The organism is Aeromonas sobria (genome assembly GCF_000820145.1).
Taxonomy (GTDB): Bacteria; Pseudomonadota; Gammaproteobacteria; order Enterobacterales; family Aeromonadaceae; genus Aeromonas; species Aeromonas sobria.
This window is the reverse complement of the sequence record NZ_CDBW01000015.1, coordinates 1-16,129: the sequence shown is the minus strand read 5'-3', so window position 1 is coordinate 16,129 and position 16,129 is coordinate 1. Positions and strand designations below refer to the sequence as shown.

General features: G+C 63.1%; 15 protein-coding genes. 7 read left to right on the top strand and 8 right to left on the bottom strand.

Translation table 11 applies throughout. The annotated features are described in order from the left end of the window. The first annotated feature begins 112 nt into the window (after nt 1-112). Nucleotides 113-1,012, top strand: a complete 900-nt coding sequence (locus BN1135_RS06740; protein ID WP_042019834.1) for a DMT family transporter — start codon at nt 113-115, stop codon at nt 1,010-1,012. A gap of 67 nt (nt 1,013-1,079) precedes the next feature. On the opposite strand, the gene BN1135_RS06735 is transcribed toward BN1135_RS06740, so the two are convergent. The 3 genes from BN1135_RS06735 to BN1135_RS22010 all read right to left on the bottom strand — a co-directional run bounded on the left by BN1135_RS06735 (nt 1,080) and on the right by BN1135_RS22010 (nt 3,403). Then, a complete protein-coding gene (locus BN1135_RS06735; RefSeq protein ID WP_042019833.1) occupies nt 1,080-1,706 on the bottom strand; it encodes a glutathione S-transferase family protein in 627 nt (208 codons plus the stop codon). Between the two features lie 106 nt (nt 1,707-1,812). Continuing rightward, nucleotides 1,813-3,081: an O-acetylhomoserine aminocarboxypropyltransferase/cysteine synthase family protein gene (locus tag BN1135_RS06730; protein ID WP_042019830.1), complete on the bottom strand. Its 1,269-nt coding sequence runs from the start codon at nt 3,079-3,081 to the stop codon at nt 1,813-1,815. Between the two features lie 145 nt (nt 3,082-3,226). After that, nucleotides 3,227-3,403: a hypothetical protein gene (locus BN1135_RS22010; RefSeq protein ID WP_005336463.1), complete on the bottom strand. Its 177-nt coding sequence runs from the start codon at nt 3,401-3,403 to the stop codon at nt 3,227-3,229. 98 nt (nt 3,404-3,501) lie between these two features. On the opposite strand from BN1135_RS22010, the gene sgrR reads away from it, so the two are divergent. The 4 genes from sgrR (at nt 3,502) to BN1135_RS06710 (ending at nt 8,935) form a co-directional block, all read left to right on the top strand. Further along, nucleotides 3,502-5,205, top strand: coding sequence for an HTH-type transcriptional regulator SgrR (gene sgrR / locus BN1135_RS06725; RefSeq protein ID WP_042019827.1), 1,704 nt, complete (start codon nt 3,502-3,504; stop codon nt 5,203-5,205). A gap of 145 nt (nt 5,206-5,350) precedes the next feature. After that, nucleotides 5,351-7,528, top strand: a complete 2,178-nt coding sequence (gene katG, locus BN1135_RS06720) for a catalase/peroxidase HPI (protein WP_042019825.1) — start codon at nt 5,351-5,353, stop codon at nt 7,526-7,528. Between the two features lie 265 nt (nt 7,529-7,793). Next, complete coding sequence (locus BN1135_RS06715; protein ID WP_042019823.1) at nt 7,794-8,189, top strand: acyl-CoA thioesterase; 396 nt, start codon at nt 7,794-7,796, stop codon at nt 8,187-8,189. Between the two features lie 44 nt (nt 8,190-8,233). Continuing rightward, nucleotides 8,234-8,935, top strand: a complete 702-nt coding sequence (locus BN1135_RS06710) for a hypothetical protein (protein ID WP_042019882.1) — start codon at nt 8,234-8,236, stop codon at nt 8,933-8,935. Nucleotides 8,936-8,971: 36 nt separating this feature from the next. Here the strand turns inward: BN1135_RS06710 and BN1135_RS06705 are convergent, their stop codons facing one another. The 3 genes from BN1135_RS06705 to tyrS form a co-directional block, all read right to left on the bottom strand. Further along, the gene (locus tag BN1135_RS06705) at nt 8,972-9,721 is read right to left on the bottom strand and encodes a lipase secretion chaperone (protein ID WP_042019822.1); all 750 of its coding nucleotides are present in this window, start codon (nt 9,719-9,721) and stop codon (nt 8,972-8,974) included. After that, nucleotides 9,718-10,629 carry a lipase family alpha/beta hydrolase gene (locus BN1135_RS06700; protein ID WP_042019820.1) on the bottom strand — a complete coding sequence of 304 codons (912 nt, stop codon included), beginning with the start codon at nt 10,627-10,629 and terminating at the stop codon, nt 9,718-9,720. Before BN1135_RS06700 ends, BN1135_RS06705 begins: the two co-directional genes overlap by 4 nt. Before the next feature lie 168 nt (nt 10,630-10,797). Continuing rightward, nucleotides 10,798-12,063, bottom strand: coding sequence for a tyrosine--tRNA ligase (gene tyrS / locus BN1135_RS06695; protein ID WP_042019818.1), 1,266 nt, complete (start codon nt 12,061-12,063; stop codon nt 10,798-10,800). 146 nt (nt 12,064-12,209) lie between these two features. Here tyrS and BN1135_RS06690 point away from each other — a divergent pair, with 146 nt between their 5' ends. Then, nucleotides 12,210-13,028: a helix-turn-helix domain-containing protein gene (locus BN1135_RS06690; RefSeq protein WP_042019817.1), complete on the top strand. Its 819-nt coding sequence runs from the start codon at nt 12,210-12,212 to the stop codon at nt 13,026-13,028. Nucleotides 13,029-13,070: 42 nt separating this feature from the next. Here BN1135_RS06690 and BN1135_RS06685 read toward each other — a convergent pair whose 3' ends face one another. Both BN1135_RS06685 and BN1135_RS06680 read right to left on the bottom strand, forming a co-directional pair. Then, a complete protein-coding gene (locus tag BN1135_RS06685; RefSeq protein WP_042019815.1) occupies nt 13,071-13,847 on the bottom strand; it encodes a substrate-binding periplasmic protein in 777 nt (258 codons plus the stop codon). Nucleotides 13,848-13,956: 109 nt separating this feature from the next. Next, on the bottom strand, nt 13,957-15,228 hold the full coding sequence (locus BN1135_RS06680; RefSeq protein WP_042019814.1) for a hypothetical protein: 1,272 nt from the start codon (nt 15,226-15,228) through the stop codon (nt 13,957-13,959). Between the two features lie 223 nt (nt 15,229-15,451). Here BN1135_RS06680 and BN1135_RS06675 point away from each other — a divergent pair, with 223 nt between their 5' ends. After that, nucleotides 15,452-15,769, top strand: a complete 318-nt coding sequence (locus BN1135_RS06675; protein ID WP_042019812.1) for a DUF1496 domain-containing protein — start codon at nt 15,452-15,454, stop codon at nt 15,767-15,769. The last annotated feature ends 360 nt before the right edge of the window (nt 15,770-16,129 follow it).

Genomic DNA, 16,129 nt, shown 5'->3' with positions numbered 1-16,129 from the left:
GGCGCAGAGCGTGGAGACAAAGAGCGAAGATAAAGGGTGGAGACAAGAGGATAGGGAGGCGGGTATCTTGGATCGGATAACCCGTCACGCGCCGATTTAAGGAAGAATCGCCATGCGCTCCAATCTGATGTTGCTGATGGCTGCCACCATCTGGGGTATGGGCTTTGTCGCCCAGCGCCTCGGGATGGATCACATGGGGCCCTATACCTTCAATGGCCTGCGCTTTCTGCTCGGCGCCCTCTCCCTGCTGCCGCTGCTCTGGTGGCTCAAATCCCGACAACCTGTTGCCGTCGCGGGCGACCATCGCCAACTGCTGACCGGTGGCGTGCTGGCCGGGCTGGTGCTGTTCTGTGCCGCCTCCCTGCAGCAGGTGGGGCTGCTCTATACCACTGCCGCCAAGGCCGGTTTCATCACTGGGCTCTACATCATTCTGGTGCCAGTGCTGGGGCTGCTGCTGCGCCACAAGAGCGGGCTCAATACCTGGATTGGTGCCCTGATCGCTCTGAGCGGACTCTATGTACTGAGCGTCACCGATGAGTTCACCATAGGCTTTGGCGATCTGTTGCAGGTGGCCGGTGCCCTGTTCTGGGCCATTCATCTGCTGCTGGTGGATCACTACTCCAATCGGGTGGCCCCCATCAAGCTGGCCGGGGTGCAGTTCGTGGTCTGCGGTCTGCTCAGCCTCGCCACCGCCTTTGTCATCGAAACCCCGACTGTGGCTGGCGCTGTGGCCGGTTGGCAGGCGCTGCTCTATGCCGGGCTGGTGTCGGTCGGGGTCGGTTATACCCTGCAGGTAGTGGGGCAGCGGGGTGCCCATCCGGCCCACGCCGCCATCATCCTCAGTCTGGAGACGGTATTCGCCGCCGTGGGTGGCGTGTTGCTGCTGGGTGAGACGCTGGACGAGCGCGCCATCGCCGGTTGCGCCCTGATGCTGGCGGGGATGCTGATCTCCCAGATCCGCTTGAGATGGTGGTGGAAGTCGCGTCGGGACAAGGTGCCGCTGACCAAGTAAACCGCGCGTTGCCTGCATAACAAAAACGCCCCGACTGTCGGGGCGTTTTGCATGGTGGCGGTTTGGATCAGGGGCGTTGATCCAGCTCGCGCTCCAGCTCCACTGCCTTCTGGCGAGCAGGATGGGTATTGAGGCGTTCCCAGTAGGCTTGCAGGTGCGGGAAGTGGGCCAGCTGACCGCTTTGCGCCAGCAGATCAACCAGGAAGGAGTTCATGATGTCGGCGCCGGAGAGGCGATCCCCCACCAGATAGTGGCGAGTCGTCAGTACATCGTTGAGGTAGCCCAGCACCTTGGCACACTCCGCCTTGGCGTAGTCCGGCAGGAAGCGCATCTGGCTGCCATCCTTGCGCACGAACATGTCGAGCAGCAGCGGCAGGATGCCGGAGCTCTCGGCAAAGTGGAGCCACTGCAGGTATTCGGGATACTCCGGGCTATCTGGTGCCGGAGCCAGCCGTTCCGGGGCGTAGCGGGCGATCAGGTACTCGGTGATGGCGCCCGATTCCGCCAGCACCCGGCCGTCGAGCTCGATGACCGGGGACTTGCCGAGGGGATGAATGGCCTTGAGCTCGGGCGGTGCCAGAAAGGTGGTGGCATCGCGCTGGTACGCCTTGATCTCATAGGGCTGGCCCAGCTCTTCGAGCAGCCAGATGATGCGTTGGGAGCGGGATTTGTTCAGGTGGTGCAGGACTATCATAACGACCTCGATTCGGTGGCAGGATGAGGTGTACGAACGGGCGAGGATGGCGGTTCACCGGCAGCTAAAAAAGAGCGGGCTGATGCCCGCTCGCTCAACGCCTGATTTATGCCTCCAGCGCCTGATCCAGATCCGCCAGTATGTCTTCGATCGCCTCGATCCCGACCGACAGCCGGATCATCTCCGGTTTGACACCGGCCCTGGCCTGCTCGGCCTCGCTCAGCTGGCGATGGGTGGTGGAGGCGGGGTGACAGGCCAGCGACTTGGCATCGCCGATATTGACCAACCGCTTGAAGATCTTCAGCGCATCGTAGAAGCGTACGCCCGCTTCGTAGCCATCCTTCAGACCGAACGAGAGAATGGCCGAGGGGCGACCGGCCATGTACTTCTCTGCCAGCAGGTAGTGCGGGTGACCCGGCAGACCGGCATAGCTGACCCAGGCCACCTTGGGGTGATGCTTGAGGTGGTGGGCGACCCGCAGGGCGTTATCCACGTGGCGCTCCATGCGCAGGCTCAGGGTCTCCAGCCCCTGCAGCAGCAGGAAGGCGTTCATCGGCGCCAGCGCCGCGCCGGTATTGCGCAGCGGCACTGTGCGTACCCGCCCGATAAAGGCGGCCGGGCCAAAAGCCTCGGTATAGACCACCCCGTGGTAGGAGGGCTCGGGTTTGGTCAGTTGCGGGAAGCGCTCGGCATGATCCGCCCAGGGGAACTTGCCCGAGTCGACCACTACGCCGCCCAGCGAGTTGCCGTGGCCGCCGACATATTTGGTCAGGCTGTGCACCACGATATCGGCGCCGTGTTCGATGGGTTTGCACAGCACCGGGGTGGCGACCGTGTTGTCGACGATGAGCGGCACGCCACGGGCGTGGGCTGCCTTGGCCAGCGCGGCCAGATCGACGATGTTGCCCGCCGGGTTGCCGATGCTCTCGCAGTAGACTGCCTTGGTCTTGTCGTCGATAAGGGCGGCGATGGCCTCGGCGCTGTCATCTTTGGCGAAGCGCACTTCGACCCCGAAGCTCGGCAGCATGTGGGCGAACAGGGTATAGGTGCCGCCATAGAGCTGGGGGGTGGAGACGATGTTGTCACCAGCGGCGGTCAGCGCCTGAATGGCGTAGGTGATGGCTGCGGAACCTGCCGAGACCACCAGCGCGGCGATCCCCCCTTCCAGCGCGGCCATCCGCTGCTCCAGCACATCGTTGGTGGGGTTCATGATGCGGGTGTAGATGTTGCCCGGCACCGCCAGATTGAACAGGTCTGCACCGTGCTGGGCGCTCTCGAACTCGTAGGCCACCGTCTGGTAGATGGGCACGGCGACCGCCTTAGTGGTGGGGTCGCTGGAAAAGCCATGGTGCAGGGCCAGGGTCGCATCTTTCATCACACACTCCTTGTTGGATGTTGCTTGTCGCAGTTATAGCTGAGCAGTTATAGATGGATAGACGTCCAATCTATCAGGCCCGTGGCCGATGTAAACCATCAGATCCGGCAAAGCAATCTCATCGGGGTGACGACGGAGTGCCAACTCAGAGGCGACGGCGATACTCCTTGTCGTCGATCTGGTTCATATCCCACTGCATCAGGCGGTTGAGCTGCTGCATGGGATCCTCGATGAGCGGCAAGGGGCGCGGCAGGATCCGCTTGAAGTAGCGGCGCAAGGTCTGTTGGATCCGGTTCGGTTTGAGGGGGTTGGCGTGGCTCATGATGGTGCTCCTCTGCTGGTTCTCACGTTCATCAGCAGTATTGAGCTAAAATGCGGAAGTAAAAACTGATGACTTACAGCAACAGGATTTCCTCTTTTATGCCGACCGGTCGCCTCTACCAGCAATTTCAACGACTCGCCCAGCAGCTTGGCTGCGATGAGCGGGAGATCAGCCTCGCCGAGGTGGCGGATCTGCTCTGCTGCACCCCGCGCAACGCTCGCCTGCTGCTGCGGCGGATGCAGGATCAGGGCTGGCTCAGCTGGTCGGCGGAAGCGGGGCGGGGGCGGCGCTCCCGACTCACCCTGCTCGATAGTCAGGAGAGCCTGACCCGGCGCCGCTTGCGGGATCTGCTCAGTCAGGGACAGCTGGCGCAGGCGGTGCGGCTGGCCGAGGATCGCCTCGATCTGCTCACCCCGCTGCTGATCGAACAGCTCGGTCAGGCCACCCGCGAGGGGCGCCAGATCCTGCGGGTGCCATACTATCGCCCGTTGCCGCAGTTGCTGCCCACCGGCCCGATGCGCCGCTCCGAAATTCACCTGAGCCGCCAGATCTTCAACGGCCTCACCCGGCGAAATGAGGAAAATGGGGAAATCGAAGGGGATCTGGCCCACCACTGGGAGTGTCTGGGCCCCTGCCACTGGCGCTTCTACCTGCGCCCGGCGGTGCGCTTTCACCACGGTCGCGAGCTGGTGGTGGAGGATGTGATGGAGAGTCTGCTGGCCCTGCGGGATCGGCCGCTGTTTTCCCATCTGACTCGGCTGGATAGCCCCTGGCCGCGCACCCTGGATCTCTATCTCGACAGCCCGGATCCCTGGCTGCCCCACCTGCTGGCGGAGCCGGTGGCGACCATTTTGCCGCGAGAGCTCAAGGGGGAGGCGGGCTTTGCCCTGCAACCTGTGGGCACCGGCCCTTACCGGGTGGCAGCCAACGATCCCCTGCATCTTTGCCTTGCGGCGTTTGACGACTACTTCGGCCTGCGCGCCCTGCTCGACGAGATCGATATCTGGATGCTGCCGGAATTGGCAGAGCGACTGGAGACCCATCTGCAGCTTGGGCGCGACAGCCCCGAGCTCGGCACCATGCGCGGCGAATCGGAGCTGGAGTCGGGCTGCTACTTCCTGCTGCAGGACGATCGTTCCGGATCCTTGCAGGATCCCGCCCTGCGCCAGTGGCTGGGCCAACTGCTCAATCCGGTGGCTCTGATGGGGCGGGTCGCCCCCGAGCTGCAACGGGGCTGGACCAGTGCACTCGGCTTGCTGCCCCACTGGCGCGAAGCGCTACCCGCGCCCTTGCCCATACCGGCGCAGTTGCCGACGACCTTGGTGCTTGCCTGCTTCAACCAGCATCTGGAGTTCAACGAGTGCGCCAACGCCATGAGCAGCCTGCTGGCCGAACAGGGGATCAGGCTCGAGGTGCGCACCCTCGATTACGGTCACTGGGTGAGTGGCGAGGATGAAGACGTGGATCTCTGGCTCGGCACCCTCAACCTCGAACATGCCGGCCCCTTTGCCCCCTACGCCTGGTTGCAGGGCACCCCGTTGCTGCGCAAGGTGTGGGGCAGCCAGCATGAGTTGTGGCTGGGGTTGATGCAGTGGCGCGCCAGCGGTGCCGAGCCCGGCCCCCGCGCCCTGCTGGCAACTGTGCAGCAGCAGAGCTGGTTTGTGCCGCTGTTTCACCACTGGCTGGAGCTGGAGAGCCGGGTCGGCGTGCACGGGGTGCGGATGACGGCGCTCGGCTGGTTCGATTTTCGCAGCGCCTGGCTGCGGCCCGAGCCGACCCATCAACCCGCAGAGGCGCCATAGTTCGTCCAATTTCTGTCGCGGCTGACGGGCATTCAGGGGCCGCTTGCGTGAAAGATCCGTAAAGCGGCCGCCGCTGCACAGTTTGTGTCACGCCTCTGTGCCATGCTGTTTCAGGTTATGGACAGCAGAGCAAATGAGGAAAACGATGAGCAACAATTCAGACAGTTCCGCAGGAAAATGCCCGGTGATGCACGGGGGAACCACCTCCGTCGAGACGTCCAGAATGGAGTGGTGGCCGAAGAGCCTCAACCTCGACATTCTTCACCAACACGATACCAAGACCAATCCGCTGGGGGCCGGTTTCAACTATCGGGAAGCCTTGAAGGGGCTCGATATGGCGGCCCTCAAGCAGGATGTGACTGCCCTGATGACCGACAGTCAGGAGTGGTGGCCCGCCGACTGGGGCCACTACGGCGGCCTGATGATCCGCATGGCCTGGCACTCGGCTGGTACTTACCGCATCGCCGATGGCCGCGGCGGTGGCGGCAGCGGCAACCAGCGTTTTGCCCCCCTCAACTCCTGGCCGGATAACGCCAACCTCGACAAGGCCCGTCGCCTGCTGTGGCCCATCAAGAAGAAGTACGGCAACAAGATCAGCTGGGCCGATTTGATCATTCTGGCGGGCACCGTGGCCTATGAGTCCATGGGGCTCAAGACCTTCGGCTTCGCCTTTGGCCGCGAGGATATCTGGCACCCGGAGAAGGATATCTACTGGGGCTCGGAGAAAGAGTGGCTGGCGCCCAGCGGCAAGCCGGGTGGTCGTTACTCCGGCGAGCGGGATCTGGAAAACCCGCTGGCGGCGGTGATGATGGGGCTTATCTACGTCAACCCGGAAGGGGTGGATGGCCAGCCCGATCCCCTGAAAACCGCGCAGGATATGCGAGTCACCTTCGCCCGCATGGCGATGGATGATGAAGAGACGGTGGCGCTGACCGCCGGTGGCCACACCGTCGGCAAGGCTCACGGCAACGGCGATGCCAAACAGCTTGGCCCCGAGCCTGAAGGGGCCAGCCTCGAGGAGCAGGGGCTGGGCTGGATCAATCACCACAGCCGCAGCATCGGCCGCAACACAGTGACCAGCGGCATCGAGGGGGCCTGGACCACCCACCCGACCCAATGGGACAACGGCTACTTCGATCTGCTGTTCAAGTACGACTGGTGGCTGCAAAAGTCACCGGCGGGAGCCCATCAGTGGCAACCGATCAATATCGCCGAAGAGGATATGCCGGTGGATGTGGAGGACCCCTCGATCCGCTGCAAACCCATGATGACGGATGCCGACATGGCGCTCAAATTCGACCCCGAGTATCGCAAGATTGCCGAGCGTTTCCGCGATGATCCGGCGGCCTTCTCCGACGCCTTTGCCCGCGCCTGGTTCAAGCTGACCCACAGGGATATGGGGCCGAAGAGCCGCTATGTCGGCCCCTATGTGCCGACAGAAGATCTGATCTGGCAGGATCCGGTGCCAGCCGGACGTGCCGATTATGATGTGGTGGCGGTCAAGGCCCGGATTGCCGCCAGCGGCCTCTCCATCAGCGAGCGGGTCACTACCGCCTGGGATAGTGCCCGCACCTTCCGTGGCTCCGACAAGCGGGGCGGTGCCAACGGCGCCCGCATCCGGCTGGCGCCGCAGAAGGATTGGCCGGGCAACGAACCGGCGAAGTTGGCGAAGGTGCTGGCGGTCTATGACAAGCTGGCGGCCGAGTGTGGCGTCAGCGTCGCGGATCTCATCGTGCTGGGGGGCAACCTCGCCATCGAGCAGGCTGCGCAGGCCGCCGGGGTGACGGTTAGCGTGCCGTTTGCGCCGGGCCGGGGCGACGCCACTCAGGTCCAGACTGATGTGGCTTCGTTCGAGGTGCTGGAGCCGCTGGCTGATGGTTTCCGCAACTGGCTCAAACAGGACTATGTGGTGACGGCGGAGGAGCTGCTGCTGGATCGCGCCCAGTTGATGGGGCTCACCGCCTGCGAGATGACGGCGCTGGTCGGCGGGATGCGGGTGCTCGGCACCAACCACGACGGTACCGGGCACGGGGTCTTTACCGATCGGGTCGGGGTGCTCAGCAACGACTTCTTCGTCAACCTGACCGACATGGGTTGCCAGTGGCTGCCGAAAGCGAGCAATCTCTACGAGATCCGCGATCGCCGCAGCGGCGCGTTGAAGTGGACGGCCACCCGGGTGGATCTGGTGTTCGGCTCCAACTCGGTGCTGCGCGCCTATGCCGAGGTCTATGCCCAGGATGATAACAGGGAGAAGTTTGTCTGTGACTTCATCACCGCCTGGAATAAGGTGATGAATGCGGATCGCTTCGATCTGCTCGGCTAGTCCTCGAGCCGTTTGGTTATCTGTACCAGCCCCGTACACCCCAGGTGTGCGGGGCTTTTTACTGTCTGCCTTTTTTGCAGAGCGCCACAATTCGCCGCGCTGCGACACCCGCTGGCCGGTCGCGCAGAGACGCTGGCATCCCTGTGCTTGGGCCAGCAGTATCATGTAACATGCTGATCCGCTGATGATGCCCGGCCGCCACCCATTGGCCACTGATGTCCAATGAACGGACAAGGACAGAAACAAAGAGACAAGGAGTCAACCCATGCTGGAAATGCAGATCCAACCCCGCTTTCAGGAGACGGATGCCCTCGGCCATATCAACAATACGGTGCCGGCAGTCTGGTTCGAATCGGCGCGGGATCCCCTGTTCCGGATTTTCTCCCCCGAGCTGGATGTGCATAACTGGCATCTGATCATCGCGGGCTATACGGTGCAGTTCAAACGGGAGCTGTTCTACGGCCAGCCTGTCACCATCAAGACCGGCGTACGCCGCATCGGCACCAGCTCCTTCACAGCCTGGCAGGAGGCCTGGCAGGGCGGCGAACTGGCCGTCACCGCCGAAACGACCCTGATCCATTTTGACTACCGGGCCCGCCAATCCCTACCCCTGAGCGATGCTCACCGGGAAGGTCTGCGGGCCTGGCTGACAGAGAGTTAACAACGGGCCGGATGGCCCATCACAGGAGTGCTATGTACAACTCAATGCGCAACACAGCGATCGCGCTGACCCTGGGATTCTGCTCCCTCCCTTCTCTGGCCGCTTCTCTCGCCGAGCAGTTTACCCTGATGGAGAAGGGGGCCGCGAGCGCCCTCGATACCCGTCAATTCAGTCATGACGGTGTCGATATCAAGGCCTGGATCGATGGCGCCCCCGTCATCATCGCCGTGCCCATCATGAACGAGCTGGGCAAGCTGGAAGGGGAGAGCCGCTACTACTTCAAGGGGGGCAAGCTGTTCGGGGTCAAAGAGCCCGCCGCCCAGTTCGCCTTTGACGACAGCGGCAAGCTGACCCAATGGCTGGACGAGAAGGGCCAGCCCGCCGAGTTCGTCAGTAAGATGAGCATGCAGCAGCGTCAGGAGTGGCTCACCAAACGGGCCGCCGAGCTGAGCAAGCTGTTTGTGGTGAGCGCGGCCGAGCAGAAGGCTGCCAAGGGCGGCGTCAAGCTGAAGGGGGCAGATCTCGCCCACTGGCTCTGCAACGGCAAGTTGATGGAGCTCGCCCACGGCGACAAGGTGATCTTCGAGCAGGAGAAGCTGAAGATTGGCGAGCAGGGAGTCGAGGGGGAGGTCTCCCTGCGTCAGGATAAGGGGTGGCAGGAGCTGAGCCTCAAGTGCGAGGTGCAGGGCACTCAGGTAACCCGCCTCACCTGGCAGCCGCTGCCGGGTGCCAACAAGCCGCAATAAGCGCAACAGCAAGGGGGCCCATCGCGGGCCCCCTTCTCATTCGGCTTGTGGCTCCCCCAGCTTGAGCCGGGTGAGCGCCTCGACCCGGCGCCACTGTCCGGGCTCAAACCAGCGAGCCAGCAGCTCCTGCTGCTGTTCGGCCCGGGCCTCGTTCGGCAGTTGTTTTCGCTCTGCCAGATAACCGGTGAGCTGCTCGTTGAACCCTTGCCGGTTCTGCTCCAGCTGGCGCATCCGATCCACCGCCTCCGGCCCTCCCGTCTCCAGCAGCAGGGCCTCCCGTTTGGCCGGGTTCATCTGCGCTAGCCCCTGCAACTCCTTAAGCAGGCGGCTGTTGGCCTCCGCCTCGCGAAACCAGCCCGGTTGCTCCGCCAGCCAGAGCTCCAGCTCGCTGGCCAACTGCGACTTGTCACTGTCTCTCGCCTCTGCCAGCGCCCTGTGGCGCAGGGTCAGCTGCTCCATCAACCGATCCTCGGCAAACAGCTGCGCCTGCTCGGCCGGGCTGAAGCTCTGCTGACGCAGCTGCTCCCGCTCGTCAAACAGGATCTGCAGGCTGGCGAGGGTGATCTCGGTGGGCACTGTCAGGCTGCTCTGGGCGGAGACAAAGGTGCGGTAGCGCGCCTGCAGCGCATCGGTGGCCTCCTGCTCGGGATCGTGCGGGTGGCTCTGGGCATGCTGGCTGGCTTGAGCGGGTGATGAGCCTGCCGTCGGTGCTGTGGGCCAGAGTAGCACCCCGCCGATCAGCAGGGTGATGGTACAGGGCACGGCGAGCAGTATGCCGCGCTTCATAACCCCAGCTCCTTGAGGCGGTTGGCGTGCTGGCGATAGAGGGTGACCGGATCGGTCTCGAGCAGATGGTGGATACCGAAGGACTGGTTCACTTCATCCAGATGGTTCATCCGGTAGCCGGTGCCGATCACCTTGCCGAGGTGGCTGCTGCAGACCCCGACCAGCCCGTCATTGGGCTCTTTGAAAAAGGCACCGGTCAGCGCCAGCGCAGGATCCACCGGATCCAGCAGATTGGTCAGGTTGCCGCGGCCACTCCAGGAGAAGTAGTAGACGCCGTTGTTGGCCTGCATTGGCCCCTCGCCGCAATAGCGGCTGGGCAGCCCCTCCGGGTAGCGCTGATTGAACTGGCTGGCCCCCTTGCTGGTGAGGGCATCGAGGGCGGCGACCGGATCTTGCGGTAGCTGGCTCCCGCCCGAGAGCAGTGAAATCATGCCGGAGAGGGCGTGGGCAGCGGCGGCGGTCAGTTTCTCGGCGGCGCTGCCGGGGGCGGCGTTGGCTCGCACCAGATCGGCAATCTCGGAGCCGTAGTTGACCCCGCCGACGCTGGTGGCGGAGGCGACCAGAGCGGGGGCGACCGAGGCGACATAGCGGATGGTGGGGCCGCCGTGGGAGTGGCCGATCAGGTTGACCTTCTCGGCGCCGGTGGCCGCCAGCAGCAGCTCAACCTGAGCGAGCAGCTGTTCGCCCCGTTGTTCCGAGCTGGCGGTGGCCGACACCTGAGCCACGTAGACTTTGGCACCATCCCGGCTCAGGGCCTGGGGAATGCCGTAGAAGTAATCGACCCCGAGTAACTTGTCGAAGCCGAACAGGCCGTGCACCAGCACTATGGGGTAGCGGGTCTGGGTGTATCCGCTGGCGTGTGCCAGCATGGGCAGGGTGCAGAGCAGCACCAGAAGCCATCTCTTCATCATCAGCATCCTTGTTGATTCGTGAGGAACAGATTGTGTGGCGTACTCCATGTTCGCCGGTGCCAGTATGGTGGCTGCTGACGGGAGAGGCTGTGAGGGGGATCGCAACTCAGGATTCAAAAGAGATTCAGGGTGCGGGCGGGGAGGCTGAACTCCCCGCCCAGCGGCTTATTGCCACTCCACCAGTTGATACTGCTTCTTGCCCCGGCGCAGTAGCAGGTAGTGGCCAAACAGCCGATCATTGGCACTCAGCTGCTCATCCTGCTTGAGCACACCATTGAGGCTGATGGCCCCCGCCGCCAGCAGCTCGCGGGCGATGCGCCTGGAGTTCGCCAGACCGCACTCCACCAGCAGGCTGACCAGATCGGTCTCGCCACTGACGGTGCTGCTCGGCATGCCATCCTGCGCCAGCTGGGCCAGATCGCTCTCGCCGAGGCGGGCCACGTCGCCGCTAAACAGCAGGTCGCTGATGCGCTGCACCGCGGCCAGCGCCGCCTTGCCGTGCACCAGCTCGGTCAGCTCGTTCGCCAACACCTGCTGGGCCTGCTTGCGCCCCTGTCGCTTCGCATCTTCCGCCTCCAGTGCATCAATCGCGCTCAGCGACATAAAGCTGTAGTAGCGCAGGAAGCGGTAGACATCCTCATCCGCGGTGCCGAGCCAGAACTGATAGAAGGCGTAGGGTGAGGTGATCGCCGGATCGAGCCAGACCGCTCCACCCTCGGTCTTGCCGAACTTGGTGCCGTCCGCCTTGGTGATAAGGGGCAGGGTCATGCCGTGTACCTGCGCCTGATGGAGGCGGCGGGTGAGATCCATGCCGCTGGTGATATTGCCCCACTGGTCGTTGCCGCCAATCTGCAGGGTGCAGCCGAGCCGCTGGTGCAGCACCGCAAAATCGTAGGATTGCAGCAGGGCGTAGGAGAACTCGGTGAACGAGATGCCCTGATCTGGACGGGCCAGCCGCTGGCGCACCGACTCCCGCGCCAGCATGGCGTTGACCGAGAAGTGCTTGCCGATATCCCGCAGAAAATCGAGGGCGGACATCTGCCCCATCCAGTCGCCATTGTTGACCAGTTGCGGTGCCGACAGACCGTCATCAGCGGGCAGTAGCGCCCTGATCTGGGCCGACAGGCTGGCGACCCAACCCAGCACGGTGTCGGCACTGTTGAGGCTGCGCTCGGTCGCCTTGAAGCTGGGATCGCCGATAAGGCCGGTCGCCCCGCCCACCAGTGCCACCGGGGTGTGGCCCGCCAGCTGGAAGCGGCGCAGCATCAACAGTGGCACCAGATGACCGATATGCAGGCTGCCGGCGGTGGGATCGAACCCGCAGTAGACGGTGCGCGGGGTGGCGAGGTGGTCGGCCAAGGCCGCCGGGTCGGAATTCTGTGCCACAAGGCCGCGCTCGGTCAGCTCATCGAGCAGGTGGGGGTTGATCATGGGGGCTCCAATAGCAGTGGGAAAAGCCGTCATCCTCGCCGTTCTGGCCGGTGGCGGATATGTCCCCTGAGGGACAGTTTTGCCACTCTCGTGCTAGCATTCAGCCATAGCGGGGAATCGCTCCCCGTCACCGGAAGCGAGCCACCATGACCCAGCCATTCACTACAGATGCCTTGACCCGCAGCATGACCGAGGTGGTCGATGCCCTGCACAGCAGCGCCTTTGCGGCGGCGCTGGTGCGGCTGATCCAGCAACAGGTGGCGTTTGATTGCGCCCTGCTGCTCGGGGTGGGGCAGCGGCCCGTCTACCTCTACGACAACCTCAACCATCAGCGGGCCCTGCTGTTTGATCGCTACCTCACCAGCCACTTCAGTCAGGATCCCTTTATGCAGGCGCTGGAACAGGGCTTGCCTGCTGGCGTCTGGACGCTGGCACAGGTCTCCCAAGGGCGGCTCGATCCTGAATATCGTCACCACTTCTATCAGGCCACCGGCTGGCAGGAGGAGGTGGGGCTGATCCTGCCGGTGCGGGACGGACTGACGCTGATGCTGTTTCTCGGCCGCCTCGACAAGCGCAGCACTTTGAGCCAAAGCGAGCTGACGAGGCTGGAGCAGCTGTTCCCGCTGGTACATTCGCTCTGTCGTCAGCAGTGGCAGCAGAGCCAGCCGCTGCTGGCCCAGAGCACCGCGCAGCCGGACAGCGCCAGCCTCAAGAGTGTGGTGGAGCAGGCGATGGCGAGTGTCGGGGGGGATCGGCTCACCCGGCGTGAGCGGCAGGTGGCGGGGTTGCTGCTACAGGGGTTGGATACCGAGGCGATTGCCGCTGCGCTCGGGATTGGCAGCGGCACGGTGAAGAATCACCGCAAGCACCTCTATGGCAAGCTGCGGCTCGGCTCGCGGGCCGAGCTGTTCAATCTCTTTCTGAACCACCTCATTACGGCGCCGGTGGAGACATCCCCCATCTAATCGGCGGGGGATAAAACTAGCCCGCCATAGGGCGGGCCGGGGTTACTCGAGGCGCGGGATGGGGGGACTGGTTTCGGGCAGGATGCTGAGCTGCTGGTAGCGTGCCATCAGCTTTTTGTATTCATCCCCCTGCTTGACCTTGTCCAGCGCCTGTTGCAGGCGGGCAACCTGCTGCTTGTCTGCCCTCAGGTTGAAGGCGAAGCAGTTATCCTGCTCTTCAAGAATCGCGACGGTGACAAAATCCTCGCTGGGGAAACCCAGCTCCTTGGCCTGATGGCGTAACATCACCTCGTTGCCCGCCACCAGATCGGTACGCGCCATGATCAGCTGGCGCACCACCTGATCCATGCGCTCCACCGCCATCATATTGCCCGGGCTGATCCCGCGGTTGAGCAACAACTGCTCCCCCACATCCGCCTGCATCACGCCGATCTGCAGCTTGGCGAGATCCGCTTTGCTAGCCACTTTGGGGGCATCCTGCTTGCGGCCGACCAGCGCCACCCGCGAGTGGCTGATGGGGCAGACCCAGAGGAAGTGGGGATCCCGCTCCTTGGTATGGGCGGTGGTAAAGAGCACGGCCTCTTGCTGCTGGGTCAGCAGATACCAGCCGCGGGCCCAGGGCAGAAAGTGGATGGGTTGCTCCGATTCCCCTATTTCGCGCCACATCAGGCGCAGCAACTCGACCGCCAGCCCCACAGGCTGACCATTCTTATCCTGGCCATTGAGCGGCATGTTTTGCTCCGAATAGTAGATAAGTGCCGGAGCCGGGAGCGCGATAAACAGAGCGAGAGAGGCGAAAGCAGAGAGCAGATGACGCATGGTGCACTCCTTGTGCGAGTAGTTACCTAACAGTCTATGTGGCCTTTGCCATAACTTCATGATCCGGTGGCGGGATAAAAAACAGGCCACCTCGCGGTGGCCTGTCGGTTTATTTGAGCAGGGCTTCCATCTCCGCCTCTGCCTTGGCGCGGGCCTTGGCTTCCGCCGCTCTGGCGGCATCGGCGATGCTCTCTCCGGCCGTATGAGAGGCGGCACTGACAGCCTGTTTGGCCGGAGCAGTAACGGCCTTGGTGGCTTCCTGTGTCACGGTGGCGGCAGTGCTACTGACGACCTGTTTGGTAGGAGCGGCAACAGCCTTGGTCGCTTCTTGCGTCACGGTGGCTGCGGCGCTACTGACTGCCTGTTTGGCCGGAGCAGTAACGGCCTTGGTGGCTTCCTGCGTCACGGTGGCTGCGGCGCTGCTGACCGCCTGTTTGGCAGGAACGGCAACAGCTTTGGTAGCTTCCTGCGTTACGGTCGCGGCTGCGCTGCTTACGGCCTGCTTGGCAGGAGTGACAACGGCCTTGGCCGTTTCCTGCGTCGCGGTTGCAGCGGTACTGCTGACTGCCTGTTTGGCGGGTGCGGCCACAGCCTTGGTGGCTTCCTGCGTCACGGTTGCGGCGGCGCTGCTTACGGCCTGTTTGGCGGGAGCAGCCACAGCCTTGGTGGCTTCCTGCGTCACGGTGGCAGCTGCGCTGCTGGCTGCTTGTTTGGCCGGCGCGGTGACTGCGGTGGTCGCACTGCGAGTCAGGTTGGTCGCGCTCTGGCTCACCGCTTGGGTGGCCTGGCTGGCGCTGTCGGCCAGCGAGCCGGTGACGCTGCTGGTCACTGTGCCCAGGGCGCTACCAAGGGAGAAGGGGGAGGCGCCGCTCTGACTGGTTGCGGTTGCAGTTCCGGTCAGGGCATTGGCCGCCGGGGTGAGCTGGCTGGTGGGGGTCTGCCATCCCTGCATGGTGGTTGGCCAGGTCGGTGCCGTGCCCGCCAGATTCTCGCCAAAGGTCTGGGTGGTACCATCCCCTTTTTGCAGCAGCACCGACATCTGGTTGGTTTGCGAGTTCCACACCATACCCGCCTGCTTGGCGATATCCGGCACCGGCGCATACTCGGAGAGCACATAGAAAAGCGGCCCCTCCTGCTGTAACTTGTCGGCGGTCTTGAGCAACTGCATGGTGCTGTCGTAGTTGGGGCCAAGGATGGCGGTCATCCGATCCTTGATCAGGGGTTGTTCGAACAGATTGACCTCGTTCGGATCAAAGCCGACCAGCGGCTTGAGCAGGGCCCACATCAGCTGGCTGGTGGGGCTCATCATAAGCAATGGGGCAACGCAGGCGGACAACATCAGGCTCAGGCAGGCCGCCTGAAGCAACGGCTTGATACGCATTGGGATAATATCCAAATAACGATTTGATAAATAAGGTTATATTTTGTCAGGAAGTGACAAATTTACCGGAAGTTTGCGGGTGGCAACGAGAGCCTGCCCGCAGGCGCAGGCAGGCTACCATATTGGTTCCACAATGCCAGCAGGCAGTATGATTGTCAGTCAAGTAAACCCCGGGACTGGTCGCTCCATCGAGGGCACCCCGCAACGAAACAGGATCTACCCCATGAGAAATCTATTGTTCTGCCTGCTGGCCGCCTTCTGGCTGGCACCTGCATCGGCCACCCCCAAAGCCACGGTTTCGGGTGAGTCTGTCAGCCCCGGGCTGGTGCTGCCACTGGGCGCTTTGCCAGAGCGGGTCTGCTGGTTTGCGGATCAGAAATATTCTGAAGGGGGGCGGATACTGCAGGGGGATATCTGGCTGGAGTGCGGCCCGCTGAATGATCTCGAGAGTAATGGCCCGCTGGCCTGGCGATCCCCTGCAATGGTGCTGCCTGCCACCAGAGGGGCGAAAGATCAGAAGACGATTTCCGTGGGGCAGTGAGGCTTTTCTTGATCCAGCTAAAGACATGGACGTGATCCCTGTCGCATAATGCAGCTCCTTTCTTCTCTTGGCTGGAACCTAAGAAATGGCTCGTCGCTCTTCCAATGCACAACGTCGTCGCAGTAGCTGGTGGTACAAACGCTTGTTGGCAAGGGAGCGGGAAGAGCGCGAATCGCGTTCCGTCAGGGATTGATACTGCATTGAAAAACGGAGCCTCGTGCTCCGTTTTGTATTTATCACCGCAGATGGAACTCGGCGGTGCTCTTCCAATGCACAGCTTGGTTGCCGTAACGGGTGGTACAACCGCTTGTTGGCAAGGGAGCGGGAAGAGCGCGAATCACGTTCCGTCAGGGATTGATA

Coding starts and splice junctions, on each gene's coding strand:
- BN1135_RS06710 (WP_042019882.1), top strand. CDS start 8,234: ATGCGCAACACAGCGATCGCGCTGACCCTGGGATTCTGCTCCCTCCCT.
- BN1135_RS06700 (WP_042019820.1), bottom strand. CDS start 10,629: ATGAAGAGATGGCTTCTGGTGCTGCTCTGCACCCTGCCCATGCTGGCA.
- BN1135_RS06705 (WP_042019822.1), bottom strand. CDS start 9,721: ATGAAGCGCGGCATACTGCTCGCCGTGCCCTGTACCATCACCCTGCTG.
- BN1135_RS06740 (WP_042019834.1), top strand. CDS start 113: ATGCGCTCCAATCTGATGTTGCTGATGGCTGCCACCATCTGGGGTATG.
- BN1135_RS06690 (WP_042019817.1), top strand. CDS start 12,210: ATGACCCAGCCATTCACTACAGATGCCTTGACCCGCAGCATGACCGAG.
- katG (WP_042019825.1), top strand. CDS start 5,351: ATGAGCAACAATTCAGACAGTTCCGCAGGAAAATGCCCGGTGATGCAC.
- BN1135_RS06675 (WP_042019812.1), top strand. CDS start 15,452: ATGAGAAATCTATTGTTCTGCCTGCTGGCCGCCTTCTGGCTGGCACCT.
- sgrR (WP_042019827.1), top strand. CDS start 3,502: ATGCCGACCGGTCGCCTCTACCAGCAATTTCAACGACTCGCCCAGCAG.
- BN1135_RS22010 (WP_005336463.1), bottom strand. CDS start 3,403: ATGAGCCACGCCAACCCCCTCAAACCGAACCGGATCCAACAGACCTTG.
- BN1135_RS06715 (WP_042019823.1), top strand. CDS start 7,794: ATGCTGGAAATGCAGATCCAACCCCGCTTTCAGGAGACGGATGCCCTC.
- BN1135_RS06735 (WP_042019833.1), bottom strand. CDS start 1,706: ATGATAGTCCTGCACCACCTGAACAAATCCCGCTCCCAACGCATCATC.
- BN1135_RS06730 (WP_042019830.1), bottom strand. CDS start 3,081: ATGAAAGATGCGACCCTGGCCCTGCACCATGGCTTTTCCAGCGACCCC.
- BN1135_RS06685 (WP_042019815.1), bottom strand. CDS start 13,847: ATGCGTCATCTGCTCTCTGCTTTCGCCTCTCTCGCTCTGTTTATCGCG.
- tyrS (WP_042019818.1), bottom strand. CDS start 12,063: ATGATCAACCCCCACCTGCTCGATGAGCTGACCGAGCGCGGCCTTGTG.
- BN1135_RS06680 (WP_042019814.1), bottom strand. CDS start 15,228: ATGCGTATCAAGCCGTTGCTTCAGGCGGCCTGCCTGAGCCTGATGTTG.